The sequence below is a fragment of the Mycobacterium deserti genome, from assembly GCF_025345615.1.
GTDB lineage: Bacteria > Actinomycetota > Actinomycetes > Mycobacteriales > Mycobacteriaceae > Mycobacterium > Mycobacterium deserti.
In genome coordinates, this window is sequence record NZ_JAODWD010000005.1 from 476,234 (window position 1) to 501,294 (window position 25,061).

Below are 25,061 nucleotides of genomic sequence, written 5' to 3' on the forward strand. Positions count from 1 at the left end.
AACCTCCGAACGGCCCAGGCAGGCGCTGAACCGATCAAACCATCGTTTTCCCGTTACGGCCTTGCCGTTGGTTGTTCGTGATCGAAGCGAGCACGAACCGTTAACGGCTCAGGAGGAAGGCGCAAGCACGAGGTGGGCGCTGCAATCAAGCCGTGGCGGCGAGACTTGTCGCCGATTTTACGTCGCCTTCGGATTGGGCCCGCAAAACGTTGAGCGCCTGCGCGAGCAGCCGGGAGACGTGCATCTGCGAGCAACCAATCTGGTCGGCGATCTGAGATTGGGTCATCTCTTCAAAGAATCGCAGCGTCAGCACGGTGCGCAACCGTTGAGGGAGCGCGGCTATCAGCGGCCGCACCGTTTCGACGTCGACGACCTTGTCGAGGCCGGGATCGTCGCTGCCCAGACCCTCGCCGATGGACGGGCGATCGTCGTCGGAGCCCATGCTTTGATCGGTTGACAGAGTCGAATAGTTGCTGCTGGCGATCTCGAGATCGATGATCGTCTGGCGGTCGACACCCATGTGGGCCGCAAGTTCGGCGGCGGTGGGTGCGCGGCCGATCTGCTGGGTGAGCTCGCTACGAGACCGATTCTTTTGCGCCTGAAGGTCTTTCAGTCGACGCGGCACCTTGACCGCCCAGCTGTAGTCGCGGAAGTGTCTGCGCACCTCGCCCATCATGGTGGGCACTGCGAATCCGAGAAAATCGGCGCCGTTATCGATGTCGAAACGGTTGACCGCGTTGACCAAGCCGACTCGTGCAGCCTGCACGAGGTCATCGAGCGGCTCACCCCGGTTCCGGAAGCGGCGCGCGATGTGGTTGGCAAGGGGGAGAGTTCTCGCGATGATCTCGTCGCGCTGGCGGTGGAATGCCGCCGACTCCGGGTCCAGACTTTGGAGTCGCCGAAACATCATGGCGACATCGGCATATTCCGAGCTTGATCTGGGCGTCATTACTGACCCGTCCGTTCCGCAGTGGTGACAACGCGGCTCGAAGCTGAACCCGTAGTCAGGGACTACCCATTGCCCGGCAAGTACAACCCTCCCCGCCTACGGCAGGCGCGTCACCTGGCGGTATGTGAGGCGGGCTGTGCCTCGAAAGCGTTGCCGTTGGACGCCTCTGTCGGCTCGTCGGTGAACGCCACTGCCCGCAGAAACGGTCCGACCATCGCGTCGTACAACGACGGTAGGAGCCGGTACGCCATGATCGCGGGCCGGTTCATCCATCCGACCTGACGTTCACTGGAGGTCTGACGGTCGGTGGCACGCACGATCGCCTCGACGATGGTCGACGGCGAGACCGCGGTCGGTGGCACGCGGGGCGTGCGCCCGTAGAAATTGCTCGCGGTCGCGTAGACGCCGGTGTCGACAGGCCCCGGGTATATCCCGTGCACTTTGACCCCTGGCACTTGTCGATTTTCCTGACGCAACGAACGAACCAGGCCGCACAGCGCGAATTTGCTTGCCACATAGGCTGATTGGTAGGGAACAGCGGTGACGCCCAGCAGTGACCCGATCAACACCAGGTGTCCGGATTGCTGCTGCTGGAAGTGGTTCAGGGCGCTTCGCGCCACGTTGGCAGCTCCGAGCAGGTTGGTGCGGATCACGCCGTCGAACACCTCGACCGGCACATCCTCGAATCGGCCGAAGGTCGTGATCGCCGCGCACTGCACGACGACGTCCACTCGCCCGTATCGGGCGATGGCCATGTCGAACAACCGCTGCACCTGGTCGGCGTCGGCGATGTCGGTGCCCTGAACGACCACATCGACCGCACCCGCGTCACGGCATTCGGCGGCCACCTGGCGCAACGTCTCCTCCGATCGTGCCGCCAAAGCCAGGCGCGCCCGCCGGTGCGCGTAGCGCAACGCGGTTTCCTTGCCGATCCCGCTGGACGCGCCCATGATCACCACAACTTCAGTGGCCGGGCGCGGCTGCGAGCTACTCATGTTTCGTCACCTGCCTGAGCTACCCGCTGGCGAGCGCCGGAAACAACTTGTCACAAACGCGGTTTGGTTTTGCGTCGCTTGCGCTCCATCGCGTTCAGCAAATGAAGTGCGGCAGTGGCGACGACGGGGGTCCAGCCGCCCCGCACGGTTGCGGCCAACGCCGCGACGACCGTGACCGGCGCCAGGAGCGCGACCGGATCTCGTCGACTTTCGAGCATTCTGTCCAGCGCCATCGGAGTGCCCGAAACCAGGTTGGCGGCCACGACCACACCGTCCACGAGACCGGCACGACGGATGCCTGCGGCTCGCCCGACCGTCAACAGGCTCCACGAGACCAGGGAGACGTCATGGACCCTGTCGACAGTGGTCCGAAGAACCTTGTCGCGTCGGCTCGTGTATCCCATAGCGGCGCTGGCCCCGACGGTCTCGTCGGCCATGCCCTCGATCAGTTCCCGCGCGCTAACGGTTGACGAGTGCTTCGGCGCCCAGCCGACTTCGCGCCGTGCCTTGGAGGTGTCCATCAGCGGGGTGTTGGTGGCCACGTCGTACCACCCTGGAGTGAGCGCGATCAGGCGGGCGGCGCTGAGAGCCGAGATCACCGCCCGTACGACGCGCGGACTGATCGCGACGGCGCGGGCGCCGACCAGGCGGGCCAAGGCGTCGGCGTTCAGGACGTCGGCCGCGACATTGAACGAACCGCGGGCCCGTTGCCGCATCAACCGGACCACCAGGTCACCGACGTCGTCGGCGTGCACGAACTGCAGTTCGACGCCCGCTGGCAGGGGCAGGATCGGAAGCCGCCGACGACGAAGCATCTCCAGCGCGGCCTGCGGCACCAGCGGACCGAGGTAAAGCGTCTTGATCAACCAGGCCGCTTCGCGTTGGACCACGACGGTGGGCCGAAACCGCGCCACCACGACGTCGCGATGCTCGTTGACGAAGTCGTCGAGGATCCGCTCGACCATCACCTTGTGTCTGCTGTACGTCGACGTGGCTTGACCCGTGTCGGGCCACTCTTCTGTGACGGGTGCCGACGCTCCCGGAGCGTAGATGCCGAGGCTGGACGCGTACACCAATTGCCCGACGCCCGCGGCGACCATGGCCTCGAATACCGCCGCCGAGCCGAGCACGTTTGCCCGGTAGAGGTAGTCCTCATCGCGGACTGGCTGAACCGCCAGCGCAAGATGAATGACGACGTCGGCATCACGCATGACCGACGTCAATTGCGCGGCGGCGTCAGGGCATGACAGGTCGACTGCGTGCCAATGCACCCGTTCGTAGACCTCTCCGTGCTCAGGAGGCCGACGGCACACACCGATCACGTGAGTTTCCGGCAACTGTCGGGCGAGCTCGCGCAGAACGCCGGTGCCCACGTTTCCCGACGCGCCGGTCACGACCACCCGGCCCGGGGTGGTCACGGTTCGGGCCAACCGGACGTGGCCGAGATTCCGTAGGGCATTTCAGCATTTCCGTCCGCCGTAGGTCGTGTCGCCCGGAGGTACCCGCGGCGCCCGGCGACAAACTCGACACTCCCTCGGCCTTCGGCGCTGTAACGAGCGCAACTTGAGATCATGGGTAAGTCTTTCGGAGTTCCGATCCGACGGGGAGTTGAACGAGTGTTCTCTGCGCAACGGGAGTTCTCGGCTTACGGGCCGTCACATGTGGCAGTGCTGACGATTTTCGCGATCGGCGCGGCATTGTTGGTGTGGGCGGGCCGTCGACAGACCGACGAGCAGGCGCGCCGGTTCGCCCGAGTTTTCGCACTGTTGATCGTCGGGGCGTTTCTGGTGGCGCTGGTCTACAAACTGATTCGCCCGGACCTTGCGACATCCGTGCCGCTGCAGTTGTGCGACATCGCCGAGCTCACCGCCGCCTACGCCCTGTGGTCGCAACGGCATTGGGCTTTCGTGCTCACGTACTACTGGTGCCTGCTTCTCAGTTCGCAAGCGTTGATCACCCCAGACATCGGCACACCCGAGGAGGGTGCGCCGGATTTCCCCCATCACCTGTTCCTTACGTTCTTCACCCTTCACGTCCTCGCCGTGTGGGCCGCCATCTATCTCACATGGGGACGAAGGCAGCGGCCGCGGTGGCGCGATCACCGTTTCGCGGTCATCGTCACGCTCGGGTGGATGGCATTCACGTTCACCTTCAACGCGATAACCGGAACCAACTACGGCTACCTGAACAGGAAGCCGCCCACCGCCTCGGTGCTCGACCTCCTCGGCCCGTGGCCGGTGTACCTCATGGCTGAGATCGCCATCGTTTTCGTCATCTGGACACTGATGACCTGGCCGTGGGAGCGATCGCGGGGGGCCCGCCCGCACCAATCCGGACGTCGCGAAACCGTACGTCGGCAGTGATGGGGCGGACCCTCCGCGGCAGCGGTACCCGCTACTTCTCGTTCGACGCGATCTCGACCTCGGCAGTGGCCTGGATGAGCGCCAACAGCTCCTTGTCCAATCCGGGCGCAAATTCTTCGCGACGCTCGGGGGCGATGGTCATCGGGAAACCCTCAGGCATGACGGCTGTGCTCAACTCGGTGCCGTCGTTCGACGGGGACGCACCCCGGTACAGCTTGGCTGCCTGACTCTGGTCGTCGGCGCTGAATGTGTACTGGATGCTCTGCAGCCCCTTGTCGAGGAGGTTCTTCACCTCGGGGAACTGCTCGGCGCTCGTCTTGGGAATCGGCAGGACCGCACCCCAGTTGACGCCCAGACTCTCCAGCGCCTTGGCGAACGCGTTCTCGTGAGCCTGGTCGCGGACGATCAGGTAGGAGATTGTGGAGCGTGCGGTCTTGTTGTCCGTCATCTCATAGATCCGGCACTTCTGCAGGCGGCCGGTCGACTCGAGCATCAGGTTGTACAGCAGGTCGAGCACCAGATTTCCGCTGTTGTAGACATACGACCCCAGCCACGGGTTGCCTGCCGCGTCGACCGGCATGGCTCCCTGCGCGCCCACAAGATAGTGATGGATGTTGCTGTGGTCCAATGCGATCTTCAACGGCGTGGCCCCGTTGGCGCCGGGCTGATCGACCGGATCGGTCTTCTTGCCGTTGTAATCCGGCGATCCGTCAAGCAGCCGGGAGATGGTTGTCCCGATCAGTTCGACATGGCTGATCTCTTCGGTGCCGACGCCCTGGAGCAGGTCTTTGTAGGGCTTGGAGGTCGGATCGCCTCGGAAGTTCATGCTCTGGAACAGGTACTGCATCATCGTGCGCATCTCGCCGAACTGTCCCCCGAGGCCCTCCTGCAGGGCGTTCGCGGCAGCGGGATCCGGCTCGTCAACGGCAATCTCGTTGATGAATTGCTGGGTGTGTAAGTACATCGTGTCTTCCCTCGAATCGTCAGATGCGTGAACCGAGCGGCTCGGTGTGAAACGCTCTAGGCCGGCTGGCGTCGTTGTGCCGTTGCCACCAGTGCCAACGCACAGGCGGCATCGCGGTGATGCGGCCTGTGTTCAGCAGTGGTACCCGTGTCGGTACGTCGCAAACGCCGATGTGTCAGCGGCCTTCCGAGATCGATGTCGCGAAAACGGCGTTGCGTCAAGGCTCTTGGCAACGTGCGATAATTCGCGCTCAGCGGCGCTGCCTCGGCCGGACCCGCCACAGCGCGATAGCGGCGAAACCGAAAGCCAACGCCCCCAGCATCGCCATGTCGAACATCCAAGCCGACGTGGTGTGCTGCCAGTGCGAGTCGTCGGCGATTCCGGCCACCAGGTTGGTGAGATCGGCCGTCGACGCAGTAGCAGCGAAGCCCCATCGCCCCGGCATGAGCCAGGCGATGGTCTCGAACAACGGCCGGTCCGTCACCGGGATATATCCGCCGGCGAACACCAGCTGGGTGATCAAAGCGATGGCCAACAGCACGATCACCTGATCGCCGGTCCGCGCCAACGCCGACATTGCGAGCCCCAGCACCGCCGCCACGACACACGTCGCCGCGACGCCGACGAACAGCTCGAACAGCGGTCCGCCCAGCGCCGCTGCATCAGCCGGGCCGGGCTTGCCGAACACGGGTGCCATGACGACCGCGACCAGAATCGCCGACTGAAGCACCGCGACCGCACCGAACACCGCGATCTTCGCCAACAGATACGCCGTTGCCGACAGTCCTGCCGCCTGCTCGCGTTGAAAGATTGCGCGTTCACCGACAAGGTCGCGCACCGTCAGCGTGGTGCCCATCAGGATCGCGGCGAAGCTCGTCAACGCGACGATGTGTTTCGCCTCGAAGGGCGGTGCGCCGTCGGCGGGCGGTTGGCCGAGACCTGCCTGCCCAATCACCGTCAGCGGGAGCAAACCAACGATGAACGGCAGGACCGCGAGGAACAGAAGATAAGGGCGGTTGGCCGAGAGCAGCTGTACCTGGCGGCGCGCGATTGTCGACACCTGACGCCACACTGGGGCGTGCGTCGATTCGCGCTGCCCCGCTACTGGAACGGGCGCGTGGCGCACCACGATGTCCGGCTGCGGTTCCCTGCTCGCCACGAACCGGCGTTGCGCACCGTCGGGGTCGGCGCACACAGTGTCGAAGACGTCGGCCCAATCAGCAGCCTGCATGGTCGATTTGAGCTCGCCGGGCGGTCCGCAGTAGGCGGTCTTACCGCCGGGCGCGAGCAGCAGTACCTGATCGCACATGTCGAGGAACGTCAACGAATGCGTCACCACCACGATGACCCGGCCCGCGTCGGCGAGTCGGCGAAGCATGGCCATCACCGCACGGTCCAGGGCAGGGTCCAACCCGGTCGTCGGTTCGTCGAGCACGAGCAGCGAGGGACTGGTCAAGAGTTCCACCCCGACCGATACCCGTTTACGCTGCCCGCCTGACAGTACGTCGATGCGGGTGTTGCTGAGGGCCGTCAGCCCGAGCTCTTCGAGCACCGAGGCGATTACCTGTCGGCGCTCGATCGTGGTGGAGTCAGCGGACATCCGCAGTTCCGCGGCGAACTCCAGCGCCTGCGCGACGGTGAGCTGGCCGTGCACGACGTCGTCCTGGGGCACCATGCCGATCCGATTGCCTACCAACACGTTCTGGGTGTGCACGTCGCGTCCCTCGAAGGACACCGTGCCGATGGTCGGTCGCTCGATGCCGGCGACAGCTCGCGACAGCGTGGACTTGCCGGAGCCTGACGGGCCGATCACTGCCGTCAGAGTGCCTGGACGGGCAGTGAACGAGACCCGGTCCAGCAGAACCGTATTGCGCTCCATCGCAATGCTCATGCCACGCACCTCGAGCCCGCCTATCATAGAGACGTCGACTTCGGCGAGTTGGGAGTGGGACTGGTTCATGACATCTCTCATCCGAGGAAGTAGGCCAGTGGGAGGACGAGCAACAGCGAATCGATTCGGTCCAGCAAGCCGCCGAAGCCAGGCAGCCAGTCGCCGGCGTCTTTCACCTGAGCCTGCCGCTTGAGCATCGACTCCAGCAGGTCACCGAAGACACCGCCGATGGAGACGGCAAAGAGCAGTCCGATCGACACGGTGCCCAGCAGCGTGAGAATCAGGAACGCCCCGATGATGGCGCCGACGAGCCCGCCGACCGTCTTGTTCGGACTCAGCGGTGAAAGCGGTCTGCGGGCCCATGCCATGTGCCGCAACCCTTTTCCGCCGCACCACGCCGCGACGTCGGTCGCCGCGACAGCAAAACACAGCAGAAACGCGCCAGGCCAGACCATCACGAGATGTGACAGGGACCAGCAGATCCACACCGACCCGAACGCGGTGAATGCGGCACGCGTCGCACCGTTTTCGACGTCGCCACCGAGAACCGAGGGAACCGCGCACAGCAGGACGACGATCGGCGCGACGTGCAACAACGAGGGACGCAGCCAGGCGGCGAGCGGATACAGCGCGGCCAGCGTGACAAGGACACAGGTGTCTGCCCGGCGCAGTTTCACCAGTCGCGCGTACTCGAATACCGCGACGACGGCGAGCGCCGCGGCCAGTGCGGCGGTGGTGCCTTGCCCGATCAGCATTGGGAGGCCGGCCGCCGGAGCGATCAGCACCCATGTTCGCCACTTCTGGATCAGTTCCCGCTTGCGCGAGACCAGAACTGCGATGCCGGCCAGCCCCAGGATCGCGGCAGTGACATAGGTCAGGAACACCGCGCGCGAGTACAGGTGAACCTGCAGAGGGCCCAGGTCGATGTCGAGCGACATCCGCCGTTCGAGGTGAAGGAACCACACGTATTGCTCCGCGATCGCGGTCAGCGGCTCAAGAAGCGAGGGCATACCGGTCACCGACCTGCGCGCCGGCCCGCATCGCAATCACCTGGTCACGCAACTGAGACGGCGCGACGTTGCCGGGGTCGACGGGTTCCCCGATGTAGATCCGCATTGGCGAAGGGGAGTAGCGGCCGTCTTTGGGAAGCACGTCGGCTGTCCCCTCTACCGCAACGGGGACGATCGGCACGCCGCAGTCGCGCGCCAACCGTATTGCACCGAAACGGAATTCGCCGACTGTGCCGTCTGTGGACCGGGTTCCCTCGGGATAGATCACCACGGTGCGTCCGGCTCGCAGGGCTGGGCCCGCAGCGGCAAGCAGCGCGGCATAGCCACCGTCGCCGGATCGCCGGACCGGCAGAATGCCGGCCAACGAGGTGGCGATGAAGCGCCGAACGGGCACTTCGAACCAGTAGTCTGCGGCCGCGCCGAACACCGGCCGCGCCGCGGGTGGGAGTGCTGCCAACAGTGCCGCGGTGTCCGCGTGCGAGGCGTGGTTGGCCACGACGACGCAGCCGCCCGCAGCGCGCCACCGGCCGGTCACGGTCAACCCGCCCGAGACGGCGCACACCGTCCGCCAGAGCCAGTGCCGAAGCACGCTCGCGAGCTGATTGGCGGTCATGCCGCCACCCCGGTGAGGGGCCGCGTGATCGCATTGAGCGGTTGGGTGACCGCGTTGAGCGGCTGGGTGACCGCATCGAACTGCTCGATGAGGACGACGCGCTGCGGCGTGATCCGTTGCCTGCGAGCCGCTGTCGCGCGCTGCGCGTTCACCTCGCGGTGCGCGGCCCGCAACCGCAGCACCGTGGTGAGCAGCGATCCGTTCACCATTTGCACCAGCAGCACGGGCATGATGACCGGGAATGCGGTGGCCAGCACGACGAACAGGCAGCGTTCGGTCTTGCCGAGCGGACCGCCGTTGCGGCGCGTCGCGCCCGCGGCAGCCGCGGCCAGTGACGCGAACGTCGGCAGCGTCGCGGCGAGCGCGGCCAGCAGTACCTGCACCACCGGCCAGGACAGCCAATCCAGGCCGGCACCGCCCTGGCGCGCGGCCCACACCGCAAGGCCGGCGAAAGCCAGCAGGTCCGCGGCACGGTCGCCGATCTCATTGACGACGAAACCCCAGGGCCGGCTCACTCCGCGGGCGCGGGCCACTGCGCCGTCGAGGTTGGCGCCCGCCAACCGCAGCACCATGAAAAGCGCCGCCAGCGGCCAGCAGCCGAACGCAACTGCGGCTCCGGCGGCCGCAGCCGCGGCGACGCCGACGCCAGTGAAGACGTCCGGGGACACCCGACGGGCCGCGGCCGCGTCGACGATGGGCGTCAACCGTCCGGTGAACCAGGGCTTGAGCGCGTACAGGCCAGCCATCCGCGCTCGCGACGGAGTCGTCGACTGGAGGGAATTCCGAGTTGCGACGTACGAGGTCATGGCCGGCTCCTTTCGTGGTGTGCCGTTTTCTACGGGGACTGCGCCACCTAGGTGGCGTGCGATTTCGCCGAGTCAATCGAGGCCGGGGGGCTACCGATCCCAAGAAGTGCGCGGCTGCCGCTGTGACGATTGGATGCACATCCGTCGGTGGGTTGCGTAAATCACAGGCGAGGTGGGTACCGTTTCGTCGATGAAGCTGATCTCGCCGACCGATTCCATGTTTCTCATCGGCGAATCGCGTGAGCACCCGATGCATGTCGCGGGCCTACAACTCTTCGAGCCGCCCGAGGGCAGCGGCGAGGACTTCGTCCGCGATTTGCACGAGACCATCGTCAAGAACGACGATTTCCAGCCGACGTTCAGGAAGCATCCCGGCCGGTTGTTGGGTGGCATCAGCAATCTCGCGTGGGCGTTCGACAACGACGTCGACATCGACTACCACTTGCGACGGTCGGCGTTGCCGCGCCCTGGACGGGTTCGTGAGCTGCTCGAGTTGACATCACGGCTGCACGGCACGTTGCTCGACCGGCACCGACCACTATGGGAGGCCAGCCTCGTCGAGGGACTCGGGGACGGTCGCTTCGCGATCTACACGAAGATCCATCACTCGCTGCTCGACGGTGTCTCGGCTCAGCGCCTGATGATGCGATCGATGTCGCCGGACCCCGACGATCGCGAGATCCGGGTGCCGTGGACTCTCGGTCCCAAGCGCAGGAGCAAGGAATCAAGACCGTCGAGGTCGGTACTGGGACAGCTCACCGACACCGTCGGGTCCGTTGCCGCGCTTGCTCCCTCGACACTGTCGGTGGCCAGAGCGGCGCTGGTCGAACAGCAGCTGACACTGCCGTTCCGCGCACCAAGGACGATGTTCAACGTGCCGATCGGTGGAGCGCGGCGTGCAGCAGCACAGTCGTGGCCGCTGGCGAGGATCCGGGCCATCAAGTCCGCTTCCGGCGTCACCGTCAACGACGTCGTGCTGGCCATGTGCGCAGGCGCATTAAGGGCCTACCTCATCGAAGCCGACGCGCTCCCGGACACGCCGTTGGTAGCGATGGTTCCGGTCAGCCTTCGAGCCGAGGACGAGCAGGATGCGGGCGGCAACATGGTCGGCACGATCCTGTGCAACCTGGCGACAGACACGACGGACCCCGCCAAGCGTCTCGACGCGATCAGCATGTCGATGCGCGACAACAAGAAGGTGTTCGCCGAGCTGCCCCGAACTCAAGCGCAAGCGTTGTCGGCTTTTTTGATGTCGGGCATTGCATTTGGCTTGGTGCCCGGATTCGTGTCGTCGGCCCCGCCGCCGTTCAACATCGTGATTTCCAACGTTCCCGGCGCGCGTGAACCGATGTACTGGAACGGCGCTCGGCTCGGCGGCAACTACCCGCTGTCGATCGCGTTGGACGGTCAGGCCTTGAACATCACCATGACGAACAACGCCGACAATCTCGACTTCGGCCTCGTGGGATGCCGTCGCAGCGTTCCGCACCTGCAGCGACTGCTCATGCACCTCGAGGACTCGTTGACCGACCTGGAGCGGGCCGTCGGCATCAAAGTCTGAGTCGGCTACAGAACGACAAGGCAGACGGCGACGAAGTGGCAGACCGCCGCCACCGCGGTGAAAGCGTGAAAGAACTCGTGATAGCCGAACGTCTGCGGCCACGGATTGGGCCAGCACAGGGCGTAGAAAATCGCCCCGATGTTGTACAACACGGCCCCGGCGAGGAGTAGCCCTACGGCGAGCACGCCGGCGCCTTCCAACAGCGCCGGGGCGTACAAGATCGCCGCCCAGCCGAGCAACAGATACAGCGGCACACCGACGGTTCTGGGGGCCGAGGGCCACAGCACCTTGAGCGCGACGCCAGCAAGCGCGCCCGTATAGACCATGATCAACAGCTGCCTGCCGGTTGAGCCGGGCATCGCGAGCAGTGCGAACGGGGTATAGCTGCCGGCGATGAACACGAAGATCAGCGAGTGGTCGGCGCGCTTCATCCACTGCTCGGCGGTAGGGGAACGCCACTGCACGCGGTGGTAGGTCGCGCTGACGCTGAACATCGCGATGATCGTCGCGCTGTAGATCAACGCCGCCCAGCCGGCGGTCGAAGAATTGGTGAACCAGGCGATGGGCACCAGGGCCGCGCCGGTCACGATGAACACCGCAGCCGAGCAAACATGGATCCAGCCGCGCGCCCGCGGAACGCCGAGGACTTCGGTGACGGCGTCGCCAAGTATCTGAGGCAGGTCCTCCTCGACGTCCGCGACTTCCTGCGGGCCCCTCAGAGGTGCCAGTACGGCCTCGGTATCTCCGATGATCACGGTGCCTGTACCCCCAGTGAGCGTTCGCTCAAAACGTCTCCGAATCACTCGCGGCCGAGATGCCCCCAGATGGCCGATGCCCGCAGCGTAACCCGAGGGCCGCTCGAACTTCGACATTCGCGGCCGCGGGAACCATGACGACCCGGTGACCGGGTGCGGAACGGAAGGGGTCGCACCGGCCCGACCTGCGCCGCTCCCGTTTCGCTGCATATGAAGGTCCGCGACGCTTGAATCGCAGGTCGGTTGGGTATTGCCTGCGCAACGGCTGGCGTGAGGGGGTGGAGGTGCCAGGGCAGAGCTGTCCGAAGAAGATGGAATTCGGGCCGTGCGGTGGGGTGCGGCCCGACGGTCAGTGCGAGATGCGCGCGGGTGACTGCGCCTTCCCCGATGTGGTGCCGTGGGCGGGGGCGGCGTCGACTCCACGCCCGGCCGGCGCCCCCAGGGTGCTCACCGATTTCAGTTGCGCGCCGTTCGACAGGGCCGACGTCGCGGCGACGGCCGCCATCCTCGCTCCCGCCTGTGATGCCGTCCTCGTCGGCGAGCATCAGAACAAGCCCGACTTCCCGCCGACGCTGATGGCCGGGTTGCTGCTCGAGGCGGGCGTCAACCCGTGGATCACGCTGTCGTGCCGGGATCGCAATCGAGTGGTGCTCGAGCAGGAGTTGCGCGGGCTGCGCAGTATCGGTGCCTCCACCGTCTTCTGTGTGACCGGCGACGGCCGCGGCTACGACGTCCGACCGGACGTCACGCAGACATTCGACCTCGACGGCCCGCGCCTGATATCGCTGGCCGCGTCGATCGGGATGGTCGCGGCAGCGCCCGAGACACCCACCGCGCCTCCCGTGCACGCCCGACCGACGCGATTGGCCGAAAAGCAGCGTGCCGGCGCGAGTGTGGCGGTGCTCAACCACGTGCCGTATCCCGACATGGTCGCCGATTTCATGAAGATCGGGCGGTCGGTCGGGCTCACCATCCCAGTGCTGGCCGCTGTCGCGGTCTTCACCGACAGCGTGTCCGCCGCTGTGCTGCAGGGCCTGCCCGGACTCGAACTCGACCCGGCCGTGACGGACGGGGTGCTCAGCGCCGCCGATCCGGTGGCGGCAGGCATCGATGCAGCCGTCGACGAAGCGCGCGCTCTGCTGTCGATCGAGGGCATCGAGGGCGTGAACATCTCCGGGCTGGCGTCGGCGTCAGGCGCTCGGGTGGGCGCCGAAATCAAGGCCGAGGTCGGCCGCCGGATCAGAGCGGAGGTTCTGTGAGCGAGGCGATGGAGGCCGAGTTCGACACGGTCGCGCAGTGGACGGCACAAGTGGCCGCTGACCTGGGCCCGGAATTCCATATCCCTGCGGCGTGTCGGGGCAGCGGAAGTCCCGCCGCCCTGGACTGGCTGATCGATCAGATGCGACTGGCGCCCGGGCAGGTGTTGCTCGATTGCGGGGCGGGCGTCGGCGGTCCCGCGGCATATGCCGCGATGTCGCGATCCGTGCTGCCGGTGCTTGTGGAACCGGAACTCGGCGCGTGCCGTGCCGCGAGGACATTGTTCGACTATCCGGTGATTCAGGCTGCCGGGGGGGCACTTCCGCTGGCCGACGAACGTTTCGACGCCGCGTGGGCGCTGGGCGTGCTGTGCACGACAGCGGATCAACAGACGCTGCTTGATGAACTACGGCGCACCGTGCGACCTGACGGACGCATCGGCTTGCTCGCCTTCGTCGCGCACCGCGACGTACCACCGAATCAACTCGAAGACAACAACTTTCCGACGCCCAGCCGTCTCGTCGAGCTGGTGAAAGACGCCGCGCTCGAAGTGGAGCACTGGTTGTGCACGGTCGATCTACCTGCGATTCCCCCAGAATGGACCGAGCGCGAGGAGGCGGTGACAGAGGCGCTCGCCGACCGACACGGCGACACACGCGCCTGGCAGCTGGCCGAGCGCCAGAGCAAGAGGATCGCGCGGCTCCTCGAAGACGGGACATTGACCGGCGAATTGCTGGTGCTGCGTCGCGGCTGAAGAGAGGCGGCGCTCGGCGGGCAGGCTCGCTGCTGAACTCCATTGGGTCACCCCGCCGAACGCCTCAACACCAGCACGGGTCGCGACCCGACCCAGAGCTGGCTTCCAACAGCATGCCCGACCTGCGAAATCGGAAACTGGCTGGGCAAAAGTCTGACGCGAACGTCAGCGATCCGACGCATGAGGGTCGAGGCAGTACGAGGGGTCAGTCTGCAACCAGGGTCATCAGAAAATGATCCACCGGCCCCCGCGAACAACTCAGCAACGAAGGCAGCGTGGTGACCAATTCCTTCGCGATGTCGTGCAGCTTGATGTTGAGCTCTTGTGACCGCCAGCGAAGAATCTCGAAAGCCGCGTCCGCGTCGACGTCGTAGGTGGCCATCAACATGCCCTTGGCTTGCTCGATGACGGCGCGGTCGGCGACGACCGCGTTGAGCTTCGCCCCGAGTTCGTGCTGGACCTCGTCGCTGACCGACTTGGTGACGTCGATATAGAACCCGCGGGTGGCGATCACCTCACCGGCGTCGTCGGTGACGATTTCGCCGACGACGACGACGCTGCGGATTTCGCCGGAAACGGTGCGTATCCGGTGCCGACTACTGAACGGCGCCGACGAGCGTTTCAACAGCGCTTTCACCATTCCGAGATCGTCAGGGTGCTTGTGACGCAGGATCAACTCCGTCGTGGGCTCGACGTGCTCGTCGTACCCGTGCATGCGGGCGACCGCGGCCGACCAGGTCCAGGTGTCGGTGTCGTAGCGGTATTCGAATCTGCCCACTCGCTGGGGAGCGCCACCGAGCAGCGCCTTGTCCAAAACTCCCGGTGCGACACCGTCGGTGCCGGTGTCCAATTCCGACATCTGGTGGTCGTCCGTGCGGGTCACAACCTCGATTATCACATCGGGCGTCGAGGAGCGACGCGCGAACGGACCCCATTTCGGCGTCGCAGCCGCCACCGCACGAACCCGGTGAACATCAAGCCGAGCGCCGTGAGCATCGCCATGTCGAACCACCACGCCGACGCGGTGTGCAGCCAGTGCGCATCGCGCACGGTCGGAACGAGGTTGGTCAGATCGATCGTCGATGCCGTGGCGGCGAAGCCCCAGCGCGCCGGGGTGAGCGCGGCGAAGGCCTCCAATGCGGGGCGGCCCGTGATCGGGATGAAGCTTCCCGCGAGCACCAGTTGCGCCGTGCAGGTGACCGCGAGCAGGGGAATGTACTGGTCGCTGGAGCGTGAGACCGATGAGACGACCAGGCCGAGGATCGCGGCCACGACCGCCGTTGCCGCGACGTCGACGAACAACTCGAGTACGGGGATGCCGAGGACTGACGCGGTCGACGGTGCCCGCTTTCCGAGGCCCGGGGCGGTGACGACGAGCACCAGCACCGCCGACTGCAGCACCGCCACCGCAGCGAACACGACGATCTTGGCCAGCAGGTACGCCGATGGTGAGAGCCCGGCGGCCTGTTCGTGGCGGTACGTCGCCCGTTCGGCGATCAGGTCGCGAACCGTCAGCGTGGTGCCCAGCAGGATCGCGGCGAAGCCGAGCAGTGACACGATCTGCCGGGGCTCGAAAGGTGCGGTCGAGCCTGCGGGCGGTGCGTTGAACCCGGCGTCGCCGCCCACCGCCATCGGCAGCAGACCGACGACGAACGGCGCCACGACGAGGAAGACGAGATAACGGCGGCTGGCGAGGAGAAGCTGCACTTGGCGACGGGCGATGGCCCGGAATTGCCGCCAGTGGCTGGTTCGAGCCGACGTGCTCCTGGGCGCCGGCGGCCCGGGGGTGGGCCGACCGGGATCGCTGACCGGGCCGCGGCGCTCGACGAAGCGCCGTTGCGCGGCGTCGGGATCTGCGCTGATCTCGTGGTAGATATCGGCCCAGTCGGACGACCCCATCGCCGTACCGATGTCGTCGGCAGGGCCGAGATATGCGGTCTTGCCGCCGGGGGCTAGGAGCAGGACCTGGTCGCACATGTCGAGGAACGCCAACGAGTGCGTCACCACCACGATCACGCGACCGGCGTCGGCGAGCTCCCGCAGCAACGCCATCACCTGGCGGTCCAGCGCCGGGTCCAGACCTGTGGTCGGTTCGTCGAGCATCAGCAGCGAGGGCTCGGTCAGCAGCTCCAAGGCGACCGAGACTCGCTTGCGCTGCCCGCCCGAGAGCCTGTCGACCCGCGTTTGCGCCTGCGGCGCCATGCCGAGTTCTGAGAGCACGCGCGAAATCACCTGCTGCCGTTCACCTTCCCCGGTGTCCGGTGGCATTCGCAATTGCGCGGCGATGTTCAGCGCCTGGTTGACGGTGAGTCCGCGGTGCACGACGTCGTCCTGCGGCACCATGCCGATTCGGCCGCGTAGCGACGCGTACTCGGCATGCAGAAGGTGCCCGTCGAACGACACCACCCCGCCGGTCGGCTGCCACGCCCCGAACAGCACCTTCAACAAGGTCGACTTACCCGAGCCCGAGGGCCCGATCACCGCCGTCAGCGTGCCCGGCGCTGCGTCGAAGGACACCTTGTTCAGCAGTGTCACGTTTGGACTTTCGAGGGTGACGCTGACGTCGCGGACTTTCAGTCCACCTGTCGTAGGGGCGGGTTCGCGGCGGCGGACGAGAGTGCCTCCGGCGTAGACGAAGTCGACATTGCCGATCGTGACGACGTCGCTTTCCACGAGCGTCGCGTTTTTGATCCGCGTGCCGTTGACGAATGTGCCGTTGACGCTGTGCGCATCCTGGATCTGCATCCCCGACGGTGTCGCAATCAGCCTGGCGTGGTGGCGTGATGCCAGCACGTCGGAGACGCCGATGTCGTTGTCGGGCGCCCGTCCGATCGTGATGGGCCGGGTTGGTCGCGTCGTCTCCACCGTCGGCCGCTCATCGGGTGGGGGGCCGAGTTGGAATGCCAGCCTGGGACCGTCTGGGACGCCGAGGTGCAGCGAGGAGCCATCGCGCAACGCGAGGGACGGAACCCGTTGCGCGTCAACGTACATGCCGTTGAGGCTGTCGTTGTCGACCGCGACCCATTGTCCCTCGCAGCAGCGCAGGATCGCGTGTGCGCGCGAGATGAGGGGGTCGGGTATACGAAGGTCGGCGCGGACGTCACGCCCGATGACCACCTCGCGGCCCGGCGCGAACACGTGCCGGACATCACCGGCACACACGGTGAGCACGGGCTTGTCCGTCATCGGTTCAGAACTTCGCGACGGCGCCCGCGTCGATCGGGAGCGCCGCCCCGGTGATGTACTGCGCCTCGTCCGAGGCGAGGAACAAGATGGCATTGCTGACGGCGCGCGGTTCGATCAACGGCTGGGGCAACATGTGAAAGCTCCCGATGATCTGTGCTGCGTCGTCCAGGGTGGGATCGGCGAGGTCCGGCCGCAGGGTGCGTATGAACTGCTCGTTATCGAGCATCGGTGTCCGGATGTTGCCCGGGTGAATGGAATTGACTCGGATCCATTGCGGAGCAAGCTCATTGGCCAACGAGTGCATGAGGCCGACGACGGCGTGCTTGGCCGATGCGTAGTGAGCCATGTAGCCGCCGCCGCGGAGGCCGAGCATCGAGCTGACCAGGATGATCGACCCGCCACCGTTGGTCATGTGCGGCAGCGCCGCCTTCACGGTGTGCCACACGCCCGTCAGGTTGATGTCGAGCATCGTCTGCCATGCCGATTGTTCGATCATCGCGGCAGGAGCGGGGGTGCCGCTGATGCCCGCATTGGCCACCACGATGTCGACGGCGCCCAACTCGGCCACGCCGCGTTCGAGCGCGGCACGAAGGCTGTCGACGTCGCGCACGTCGGCCTTGGCCGTGACGATCCGCCTGCCGGACTTCTCGACGAACCTCGCCGTGTCGGCGAGGTCGTCATCGGTAGCCATCGGGTAACCCAAGCCCTCGATGTCGTCGCACACATCGACGGCGATGATGTCGGCACCCTCCTCGGCGAGTCGGATGGCGTGCTCGCGCCCCTGGCCGCGCGCGGCGCCGGTGATGAACGCGACCTTGCCGGCGACCCTGCCGACGTTGGTGTCTGCCATTGCGACCTCTTCCAGTTGTGTCGTTCGGATGATTATGGCTGCGACGGAAAGGTGGCGACGTCAAGATCGCTTCCCGCACGGTTAACCCGAGGTCAAACGTGGTAACCACTGCGGCATGTCCGCGCTGCGCCGTCACATTCGTTGAGAGCCCCAACGTGACCGACGATCGACTGCTGACTGAAGGCCAGACGTGCTGGCAGGTGACGTGCGCCGACCAGTTCGCCCCGATCATCGATGCAGCCGACTATTTCCTGCACGCCAAGGCGGCGATGCTGCGTGCCCAGCACCGAATCATGTTGATCGCGTGGGATCTCGACGCGAGGATGAACTTCGAGCGGGGCGTGAAAACGCTGCCCGGCCCCAACCAGCTAGGCGCCTTCCTCTACTGGATGCTGTGGAAACGACCCGCACTCGAGGTTTATCTGCTGCGGTCCAATCTGCGATTGCTTCCGGCGTTCGACGGCATCTGGTACGGGTTCACGCCCGTGTCGGTCGTGAACCAAATCAGTAGTAAGCGAATCCACTTCGCCGTCGACGGAGCCCATCCGATCGGCAGCGTGCATCACCAGAAGATCACCGTCGTCGACGACGCGGTGGCGTTCTGCGGCGGCATCGACCTCACCGTCGACCGGTGGGACACCCGCGAGCACGAGCACGACACTCGAATCCGTCGTACCGTGCGCCGGCCCTACGGGCCGCGACACGACGTCATGGCGGCCGTCGACGGGGCGGCCGCGCGTGCACTCAGCGAGCAGGCGCGAGCGCGATGGCACACGGCGACAGGTGAAAACGTGGAACCGGTGGAAGCCAAGCACGTCGCCTGGCCCAGCAAGCTGGAGCCGACGCTGCGCCACGTCGACGTCGGAATCGCGCGCACACTACCCGAACTCGACGATCGCGAGGAGGTACGTGAGGTCGAGGCGCTCAACCTCGCTGCGATTGCCGCAGCCCGCCACACCATCTATCTGGAGAACCAGTACATGGCTGCGCGCCGTATCGCCGACGCGCTGGCTGCCCGGCTTCGGGAAGCAGACGGTCCGGAGGTCGTGATCGTCCTTCCCCGTCGCGGCAACAACCGCCTCGAACAGGAGACGATGGACAGCGCGCGGCACTTGCTCCTGCACGAGTTGTGGGAGGCCGATCAGCACGGGCGTCTCGGCGTCTACTGGCCCGAAACCGACGGCGGTGCGCCGATCTACGTCCATTCGAAGGTCATGGTGATCGACGACAGGCTCCTGCGTATCGGCTCGTCGAATTTCAACAACCGGTCGTTGGGATTCGACAGCGAATGCGACGTGGTCATCGAGGCCGATCAGGACCGCGCCGAGCACGACGAGATCCGCTGCGAGGTCACGTCGGTACGGAATCAACTCGTGGCCGAGCACCTTGGAGTGGCCGTCGACGAGTTGGACGAGGCGATGCGCAGCAGCGGGTCCCTCCTAGCGGCCGTCGAAGCGCTTCGAGGTGAGGGCAAAACGCTGCAACCGTTCACCGAGGAGACGGTGGCCGACGAGGCCGGGCCGCTGGCGGAGAACGACTTGATGGACCCCGACCATGTCCCGCGATCGCTGACCCGGAGCGTGGCGCGGTTCATCGAGGGCCTCAGACGCTGACCCGCGGATGGCATGGTGGAGGTGTGGGACTCGTCATCCGCCTCATCGAGCTGCTCATCGTGGTAGTCCCGATCGTCGGTGGTCTCATCGCGGCGTTGAGGGCCTACGGAAGGCGCCGCGGAGCCCCACCCGAACAGCTCGTGGAATCCGCACCCGACGACGTCCGGGGCACGCCGAACTCCGCCGCGGTGCTGTGGCAGACCATCACCCGGGTGGTCGACGAACACGCGCAGACGAACTCACGATGGCTGGACTACGAACTGGACCCGGTTCGGCTGCTCGACTTCCCGCTGATGACCGATATGCGAGAGCCGCTGACCATGCGATTCCACCAGGCCAAGCGCCGCGCGGACCTGTTGCGCCCGGTCCGGGCCGAGGATCTGCTCGACGACCGCGAGTCAGCCGCGCAGTACCTTGCCGCGGTCGAGGAGTACTCGACCGCGTTCGATGCTGCGGAGACCGAGGCGATTCGTCGGCGCCGCAGCGATTTCTCGTCAGACGAGCAGCAGCGTCTCGGACGCGGGCAGTCGCTGCTGCGGGTGGCCTTCGACGACGCGGCGACACCGGACGAACGCCAGCGTGCCTATGAACTGGCGCACCGCGAACTCGACGGGCTGATCGTGCTGCCGAAGGCGACGCGGGCGGCGATCGAACGTGGCATCGCCGGCGAACTGGAGAAGTAACGGCTCGCGCTCAGCGCGCATGACGGGTGAGGAAGTCCACCACCGCGTCGGCGAACAAGTCGTTGCGATCTCCGGCGACCATGTGCCCGGCTCCGCCCACGTCGACGAAGTCCACGGCGGGGAAGCGGGCGAGGAATTGCTCGGCGCGCTCCTCGGTGACCAGGTCACTCATCTGGCCGCGGACGAGCAGCACCGGCACACCGTCGCGAAGAATCCGGGCCACCGACGCATGCATGCGCTCGACCTCGGTCACCTCGATAGGCGGGCGTGCCGCGGTGCCGTCGATGAACTTCGGGTCCCAATGCCAGTACCAGCGGCCGTCTCGCTGACGCAGATTGGGGCGCAGCCCGTCGAGATCGGTCGGTCGCGGACGGTGCGGGTTGTACTTCTGGATCATGTCGGCCACCTCGTCCAACGACTCGAACCCCGACACCATCCGGTCGGCCATGAAGTCGTGGATCCGCGATGCGCCCGACTGGTTCATGTCGGGCACGATGTCGACAAGGACCACGGCGCGGACCGTGCCCGGAGCGAGCTCGCCGGCAAGGAGCATCGCGGTGAATCCGCCGAGCGACGCGCCGACGATCACCGGTCGCGCGGGGAGATGCCGCAGCACCTCGAGGACATCGCCGGCGAACGTGGCGACGCGATAGTCACCATCGGCGGACCAGTCCGAGTCGCCGTGTCCACGGAAGTCGACAGTCACCGCCTGCCAACCGCGCTGGGCCACCGCCGCGGCCGCCCGGCCCCAGGAACGACGCGTCTGGCCGCCTCCGTGCAGAAACACCACAGCCGGCGCGGCGGGGTCACCGACGCGGTCGGCGACGATGGTGAGGCCGTCGGCACCGGTCGTCGTGAAGGTGGTGGGCGGGAGCGTCACGGTGCGACACCGCCGAGGACCGTCCGGGTGATGGTCTCGGCTCGGCTGCGGGAGAACGACCGCCCCTCGGTCAGGATCGAATACACGATGCCGCCGACGATCGCATCGGCGGCCGCCGCCGATATGACATCGTCCAGACCGCACGCCGCCAATCTCGTCTTGACCCCGTCATGCAACGGCACGCTGAACCCGGCGTACATCCGTGCCTTGGTGTCCTCGTGTTCCATTCCGGCCACGGTGAGAATGGTCAGCATCGCGTTGCCGCGTGCGGTGGTCAGCGTCGCGGCGAGGTTGGACGACCACCGAATCAGGTCGGCTACGAGGTCGCCGGTGCTGGGCACGGGTTTGAGGATCTTGTCCGAGTCTTCGAGGAGGACGTCGGCGACGAGGGCGGGCCGACTCGGCCACCAGCGGTAGATGGTCTGCTTTCCGACCCCGGCGCGCGCGGCCACGGCTTCGATACTGAGCCCGTCGAATCCGCGCTCCAGCAGCAGTTCCTTGGTGGCATTGACGATCGCCATCCGCGACCGCTCGCTGCGACGGCGCGGCGCGTTCACTCCAGTGGTCAAGGCCTGCCTCCGCATCCGACGGGGACCGTCTTTACAGATGGTGACAGCGCCGCCTACTCTTGGCAATACGAGACGTTGCGTCTCGTAAGGGTGCGAGGGGAAGGCGAGGGCTCTCGGCGGGCAATGGCATCGAAGAAGCTCGTCATCGGCGCCAGCGGATTCCTCGGCTCCCACGTCGCCAAGCAGTTGGTCGCCCGCGGCGATGACGTCCGGACACTGGTTCGCCCAACGAGTTCGACACGCGGCATCGACGGCTTGGCCGTCGAGATCCGCCGCGGCGACATCTTCGATCTGGAGAGCGTGCGCTCGGCGATGCGCGATTGCGATGTCGTCTACTACTGCGTCGTCGACGCCCGACCCTGGTTGCTCGACCCGACGCCGATGTGGCGCACCAACGTGGACGGGTTGCGGGGCGTCCTCGACGTGGCTGTCGAGGCCGACCTGCAGCGGTTCGTATTCACCAGTTCGATCGGAACGATCGGCAGGTCGACGAGCGGCCTGGCCGACGAAACCACCGCCCACAACTGGCTCGACATCGGCGGGGAGTACATCCGCAGTCGCGTGCTGGGCGAAGAGATGGTTCTGCGGTACAGCGCGGAGATGGGTCTGCCCGCGGTGGCGATGTGTGTGGCGAACACGTTCGGGCCAGGGGACTGGCAGCCCACTCCGCACGGCGGGCTGCTGTCCGCCGCCGTGCGCGGCAAGCTGCCGTTCTACATCGACGGGTACGAGGCGGAGGTCGTGGGCATCGAGGACGCTGCGCGCGCCATGGTGTTGGCGGCCGAGCGCGGCCGGGTGGGTGAACGCTACATCGTTTCCGAGCGGTGGATGAGTACTCGGGAGATTCATCAGATCGGTTGTGAGGCAGTCGGGGTCACGCCGCCACGACTGCGGATCCCGATACGGCTTTTGTCGGCGATGAGCTACCCCGGCAGCTGGCTGGCCAGGCTTCGCGGTAAGGACACCAAGCTGACCCCGCTGAACATTCGGTTGATGAACATCATGACGCCGCTGGATCACTCGAAGGCCGTACGCGAACTGGGCTGGGACCCGTCGCCGACGCCCGAGGCGATCGTCGCTGCAGCGCACTTCTTCCGGGAGGCACGTCGACGCTGCGAGGAGCCGCTGTGACGCTTGCACTGACACCCGAACAGCGCGAGTTGGCCGACTCGGTCGGCCGATTCGCGGCGCGTCGGGCGCCGATCTCGTCGACGCGCGACACGTTCGACGCATTGGCGCGGGGCGACCTTCCCTTGTGGTGGAAAGAACTGACCGACAGCGGATTTCACGCCGTACACCTGCCGGACTGTTACGGCGGTCAGGGTGGGGAGTTAATGGACGCTGCGTGTGTGCTCGAGGCGGCGGGTAAGGCGTCGTTGGCCGGTCCGCTGCTGCCCACCGTCGCGGCAGGGGCGGTCGCCGTGCTGGCCGAACCGTCGCCGCGGGTCGAGGCGGTACTGCGCCGACTCGCCGACGGGGAGGCGGCCACGCTGGTCCTTCCGCAGAACTCGGACTTTCGCGCACGCGCCGACGGCGACCGGTGGCTCGTCACCGGCGCGTCCGAAGTCATAGCCGGAATGTGTTCGGCGGCAATAGCGTTGATTCCTGCCATTGCCGGAGGCGGTGACGAACTCTGGTTGGCGATCGACACAGCGCATGCCGCTGCCGAGGTCGAACCCGTCGCCGGCACCGACCTGCTCACCGATCTGGGACTCATCCGCCTCACCGACTATCCGATCTCCGCCCCTGACGTCCTCGCCGGTATCGACACCGATCGCGCCGAATGCGTTGCGCTCGCCCTGACCGCCAGCGTCTCCGCGGGCATCGTTGAGTGGTGCGTCGAGGCGGCCACTGCGCACCTACGAACCAGGGAGCAGTTCGGCACGCTGATCGGTACCTTTCAGGCGCTGCAACACAACGCCGCCATGCTGTTGGTCAACAGCGAACTGGCCAGCGCCGCAGCCTGGGACGCAGTGCGCGCGGCGGCTGATCCACCGGATCAGCACAGGGTTGCCGCGGCGGGAGCCGCGCTGACGGCGGTGCTGCCTTGCCCCGACCTCGTGCTCGACACGCTGACGATGTTCGGCGCCATCGGGTTCACGTGGGAGCACGATCTGCACCTGTACTGGCGGCGGGCGACCAGCCTGGCCGCGTCGATCGGTGCCAGGAGTCGGTGGGCTCGGACGTTGGGTGAGGTGACGACCACCCAGGATCGGGACTTCTCCGTCGACCTCGGCGACGCCGAATCGGACTTCCGCGCACTTGTGGCCGAAAAGCTCGACGCCGCAGCGGCGTTACGTAACGACGCACCGGGTCGGCAGGGGGACTACGAGCACTTCGCGACCGGGCCGCAGCGCACCCACATCGCGGACACGGGCCTGATCGCGCCGCACTGGCCCCGGCCATGGGGCATCGAAGCCAGCCCATTGCAGCAGCTCATCATCGACGAGGAGTTCGGTAGACGGCCCGAGCTGGTACGCCCGTCCCTCGGCATCGCCGAATGGATTCTGCCATCGCTGATCAAGGCCGGCTCGTCCGACCTTCAGGAGCAGCTCATCCCGCCCACCCAACGCGGTGAGCTCGCCTGGTGCCAGCTCTTCAGCGAGCCGGGCGCCGGATCGGATCTCGCGGCACTCACGACCCGGGCGACCAAGGTCGACGGCGGTTGGCGAATCAACGGCCACAAGATCTGGACGTCGTCGGCGCAGCGTGCAGACTACGGCGCGCTGCTGGCCCGCACCGACCACACCGCCTCCAAGCACCGCGGCATCGGCTACTTCATCCTGGACATGCGTTCGGCCGGAATCGAAGTGCAGCCCATCAAGCAGGCCAGTGGCGAGTCGGAGTTCAACGAGGTATTCCTCACCGATGTCTTCGTGCCCGACGGCATGCTGCTCGGCGAACCGACCGGCGGCTGGGGGCTGGCCATCGCCACGATGTCCGAAGAACGTTCGGCCATCAGCGGTTACGTCCAATTCGACAGGGCGGCAGCCCTGCGCAGGCTTGCCGCGACACGCAGCGACGAGCGCGACGACGTCGTCCGCGAACTCGGTGAGCTGGACGCGTATGCGAACGCGATCAAGGCGCTCGGTGTCCGAGAAACGATCAGGCTGCTGGACGGCCAGGCTTCGGGGCCTGCGTCGAGCATCGCCAAGGTGGCGATGAATGTGCTGCTGCGCCGGACGTTCACCGCCACGCTGGGATCGACGGGCAGATTGGCGATGACCGCCGATTCCGATCCGTCGGTGGCGCAGCCGTATCTGCGGGTGCCTGCCGAGCTGCTCGGTGGCGGAACCAAAGAGATCCAGCTGAACATCATCGCTCAGATGATTCTCGGTCTGCCGCGCAAGTAACGAACCGAA

Annotated in this window: 22 protein-coding genes; 8 read left to right on the forward strand and 14 right to left on the reverse strand. The window is 66.3% G+C overall.

Annotated elements, in window-relative coordinates:
• Positions 1–145: 145 nt before the first annotated feature.
• The 3 genes from N4S67_RS22150 to N4S67_RS22160 all read right to left on the reverse strand — a co-directional run bounded on the left by N4S67_RS22150 (position 146) and on the right by N4S67_RS22160 (position 3,362).
• Positions 146–949, reverse strand: coding sequence for a SigB/SigF/SigG family RNA polymerase sigma factor (locus N4S67_RS22150; protein ID WP_260995159.1), 804 nt, complete (start codon positions 947–949; stop codon positions 146–148).
• Positions 950–1,059: 110 nt separating this feature from the next.
• On the reverse strand, positions 1,060–1,944 hold the full coding sequence (locus N4S67_RS22155) for an SDR family NAD(P)-dependent oxidoreductase (protein WP_260995160.1): 885 nt from the start codon (positions 1,942–1,944) through the stop codon (positions 1,060–1,062).
• 50 nt (positions 1,945–1,994) lie between these two features.
• Positions 1,995–3,362, reverse strand: coding sequence for an NAD-dependent epimerase/dehydratase family protein (locus N4S67_RS22160; protein ID WP_260995161.1), 1,368 nt, complete (start codon positions 3,360–3,362; stop codon positions 1,995–1,997).
• Between the two features lie 198 nt (positions 3,363–3,560).
• Between N4S67_RS22160 and N4S67_RS22165 the strand changes: the two genes are divergently transcribed.
• Entirely contained in the window at positions 3,561–4,307 is a 747-nt protein-coding gene (locus N4S67_RS22165) for a YwaF family protein (protein WP_260995298.1), read from the forward strand.
• Between the two features lie 31 nt (positions 4,308–4,338).
• Here the strand turns inward: N4S67_RS22165 and N4S67_RS22170 are convergent, their stop codons facing one another.
• The 5 genes from N4S67_RS22170 to N4S67_RS22190 all read right to left on the reverse strand — a co-directional run bounded on the left by N4S67_RS22170 (position 4,339) and on the right by N4S67_RS22190 (position 9,591).
• A complete protein-coding gene (locus tag N4S67_RS22170) occupies positions 4,339–5,271 on the reverse strand; it encodes a manganese catalase family protein (protein ID WP_260995162.1) in 933 nt (310 codons plus the stop codon).
• Between the two features lie 250 nt (positions 5,272–5,521).
• Complete coding sequence (locus N4S67_RS22175; protein WP_260995163.1) at positions 5,522–7,162, reverse strand: ABC transporter ATP-binding protein/permease; 1,641 nt, start codon at positions 7,160–7,162, stop codon at positions 5,522–5,524.
• 77 nt (positions 7,163–7,239) lie between these two features.
• Positions 7,240–8,172, reverse strand: coding sequence for a phosphatidate cytidylyltransferase (locus tag N4S67_RS22180; RefSeq protein ID WP_260995164.1), 933 nt, complete (start codon positions 8,170–8,172; stop codon positions 7,240–7,242).
• The gene (locus N4S67_RS22185) at positions 8,156–8,785 is read right to left on the reverse strand and encodes a lysophospholipid acyltransferase family protein (RefSeq protein WP_260995165.1); all 630 of its coding nucleotides are present in this window, start codon (positions 8,783–8,785) and stop codon (positions 8,156–8,158) included. The genes N4S67_RS22180 and N4S67_RS22185 overlap by 17 nt, the downstream gene beginning before the upstream one ends.
• Entirely contained in the window at positions 8,782–9,591 is an 810-nt protein-coding gene (locus tag N4S67_RS22190; protein WP_260995166.1) for a CDP-alcohol phosphatidyltransferase family protein, read from the reverse strand. Before N4S67_RS22190 ends, N4S67_RS22185 begins: the two co-directional genes overlap by 4 nt.
• 190 nt (positions 9,592–9,781) lie before the next feature.
• On the opposite strand from N4S67_RS22190, the gene N4S67_RS22195 reads away from it, so the two are divergent.
• Positions 9,782–11,152 carry a WS/DGAT/MGAT family O-acyltransferase gene (locus N4S67_RS22195; RefSeq protein ID WP_260995167.1) on the forward strand — a complete coding sequence of 457 codons (1,371 nt, stop codon included), beginning with the start codon at positions 9,782–9,784 and terminating at the stop codon, positions 11,150–11,152.
• 5 nt (positions 11,153–11,157) lie between these two features.
• On the opposite strand, the gene trhA is transcribed toward N4S67_RS22195, so the two are convergent.
• Positions 11,158–11,880 carry a PAQR family membrane homeostasis protein TrhA gene (trhA, locus tag N4S67_RS22200; protein WP_390893486.1) on the reverse strand — a complete coding sequence of 241 codons (723 nt, stop codon included), beginning with the start codon at positions 11,878–11,880 and terminating at the stop codon, positions 11,158–11,160.
• Between the two features lie 311 nt (positions 11,881–12,191).
• Here trhA and N4S67_RS22205 point away from each other — a divergent pair, with 311 nt between their 5' ends.
• Positions 12,192–13,166 (forward strand): methylenetetrahydrofolate reductase C-terminal domain-containing protein, encoded by a 975-nt coding sequence (locus N4S67_RS22205; RefSeq protein WP_260995168.1) that lies wholly within the window; start codon positions 12,192–12,194, stop codon positions 13,164–13,166.
• A complete protein-coding gene (locus tag N4S67_RS22210) occupies positions 13,163–13,918 on the forward strand; it encodes a class I SAM-dependent methyltransferase (protein WP_260995169.1) in 756 nt (251 codons plus the stop codon). Before N4S67_RS22205 ends, N4S67_RS22210 begins: the two co-directional genes overlap by 4 nt.
• 205 nt (positions 13,919–14,123) lie before the next feature.
• Here N4S67_RS22210 and N4S67_RS22215 read toward each other — a convergent pair whose 3' ends face one another.
• Genes N4S67_RS22215 through N4S67_RS22225 form a run of 3 tightly spaced genes read right to left on the reverse strand, consistent with a single transcriptional unit; the run spans position 14,124 to position 17,954 of the window.
• Entirely contained in the window at positions 14,124–14,801 is a 678-nt protein-coding gene (locus N4S67_RS22215; protein ID WP_260995170.1) for a PAS and ANTAR domain-containing protein, read from the reverse strand.
• A gap of 11 nt (positions 14,802–14,812) precedes the next feature.
• Positions 14,813–17,104 carry an ATP-binding cassette domain-containing protein gene (locus N4S67_RS22220; RefSeq protein WP_260995171.1) on the reverse strand — a complete coding sequence of 764 codons (2,292 nt, stop codon included), beginning with the start codon at positions 17,102–17,104 and terminating at the stop codon, positions 14,813–14,815.
• A 4-nt stretch (positions 17,105–17,108) separates the two neighbouring features.
• Positions 17,109–17,954: a mycofactocin-coupled SDR family oxidoreductase gene (locus N4S67_RS22225; RefSeq protein WP_260995172.1), complete on the reverse strand. Its 846-nt coding sequence runs from the start codon at positions 17,952–17,954 to the stop codon at positions 17,109–17,111.
• Between the two features lie 155 nt (positions 17,955–18,109).
• On the opposite strand from N4S67_RS22225, the gene N4S67_RS22230 reads away from it, so the two are divergent.
• Both N4S67_RS22230 and N4S67_RS22235 read left to right on the forward strand, forming a co-directional pair.
• The gene (locus N4S67_RS22230; RefSeq protein WP_260995173.1) at positions 18,110–19,567 is read left to right on the forward strand and encodes a phospholipase D-like domain-containing protein; all 1,458 of its coding nucleotides are present in this window, start codon (positions 18,110–18,112) and stop codon (positions 19,565–19,567) included.
• 23 nt (positions 19,568–19,590) lie between these two features.
• Positions 19,591–20,250, forward strand: coding sequence for a hypothetical protein (locus N4S67_RS22235; RefSeq protein WP_260995174.1), 660 nt, complete (start codon positions 19,591–19,593; stop codon positions 20,248–20,250).
• 10 nt (positions 20,251–20,260) lie between these two features.
• On the opposite strand, the gene N4S67_RS22240 is transcribed toward N4S67_RS22235, so the two are convergent.
• Positions 20,261–21,130, reverse strand: a complete 870-nt coding sequence (locus N4S67_RS22240; RefSeq protein ID WP_260995175.1) for an alpha/beta fold hydrolase — start codon at positions 21,128–21,130, stop codon at positions 20,261–20,263.
• On the reverse strand, positions 21,127–21,699 hold the full coding sequence (locus N4S67_RS22245; protein ID WP_260995176.1) for a TetR/AcrR family transcriptional regulator: 573 nt from the start codon (positions 21,697–21,699) through the stop codon (positions 21,127–21,129). Before N4S67_RS22245 ends, N4S67_RS22240 begins: the two co-directional genes overlap by 4 nt.
• Before the next feature lie 123 nt (positions 21,700–21,822).
• On the opposite strand from N4S67_RS22245, the gene N4S67_RS22250 reads away from it, so the two are divergent.
• Positions 21,823–22,830 (forward strand): NAD-dependent epimerase/dehydratase family protein, encoded by a 1,008-nt coding sequence (locus N4S67_RS22250; RefSeq protein WP_260995177.1) that lies wholly within the window; start codon positions 21,823–21,825, stop codon positions 22,828–22,830.
• Positions 22,827–25,052, forward strand: a complete 2,226-nt coding sequence (locus N4S67_RS22255; protein WP_260995178.1) for an acyl-CoA dehydrogenase — start codon at positions 22,827–22,829, stop codon at positions 25,050–25,052. The genes N4S67_RS22250 and N4S67_RS22255 overlap by 4 nt, the downstream gene beginning before the upstream one ends.
• Positions 25,053–25,061 lie beyond the last annotated feature (9 nt).

Excerpts from the sequence above, each read along its gene's own strand:
- N4S67_RS22150 (WP_260995159.1), bottom strand. The coding sequence starts at position 949 with ATGACGCCCAGATCAAGCTCGGAATATGCCGATGTCGCCATGATGTTT.
- N4S67_RS22155 (WP_260995160.1), bottom strand. The coding sequence starts at position 1,944 with ATGAGTAGCTCGCAGCCGCGCCCGGCCACTGAAGTTGTGGTGATCATG.
- N4S67_RS22170 (WP_260995162.1), bottom strand. The coding sequence starts at position 5,271 with ATGTACTTACACACCCAGCAATTCATCAACGAGATTGCCGTTGACGAG.
- N4S67_RS22175 (WP_260995163.1), bottom strand. The coding sequence starts at position 7,162 with ATGAGCATTGCGATGGAGCGCAATACGGTTCTGCTGGACCGGGTCTCG.
- N4S67_RS22180 (WP_260995164.1), bottom strand. The coding sequence starts at position 8,172 with ATGCCCTCGCTTCTTGAGCCGCTGACCGCGATCGCGGAGCAATACGTG.
- N4S67_RS22185 (WP_260995165.1), bottom strand. The coding sequence starts at position 8,785 with ATGACCGCCAATCAGCTCGCGAGCGTGCTTCGGCACTGGCTCTGGCGG.
- N4S67_RS22190 (WP_260995166.1), bottom strand. The coding sequence starts at position 9,591 with ATGACCTCGTACGTCGCAACTCGGAATTCCCTCCAGTCGACGACTCCG.
- N4S67_RS22195 (WP_260995167.1), top strand. The coding sequence starts at position 9,782 with ATGAAGCTGATCTCGCCGACCGATTCCATGTTTCTCATCGGCGAATCG.
- N4S67_RS22220 (WP_260995171.1), bottom strand. The coding sequence starts at position 17,104 with ATGACGGACAAGCCCGTGCTCACCGTGTGTGCCGGTGATGTCCGGCAC.
- N4S67_RS22225 (WP_260995172.1), bottom strand. The coding sequence starts at position 17,954 with ATGGCAGACACCAACGTCGGCAGGGTCGCCGGCAAGGTCGCGTTCATC.
- N4S67_RS22250 (WP_260995177.1), top strand. The coding sequence starts at position 21,823 with ATGGCATCGAAGAAGCTCGTCATCGGCGCCAGCGGATTCCTCGGCTCC.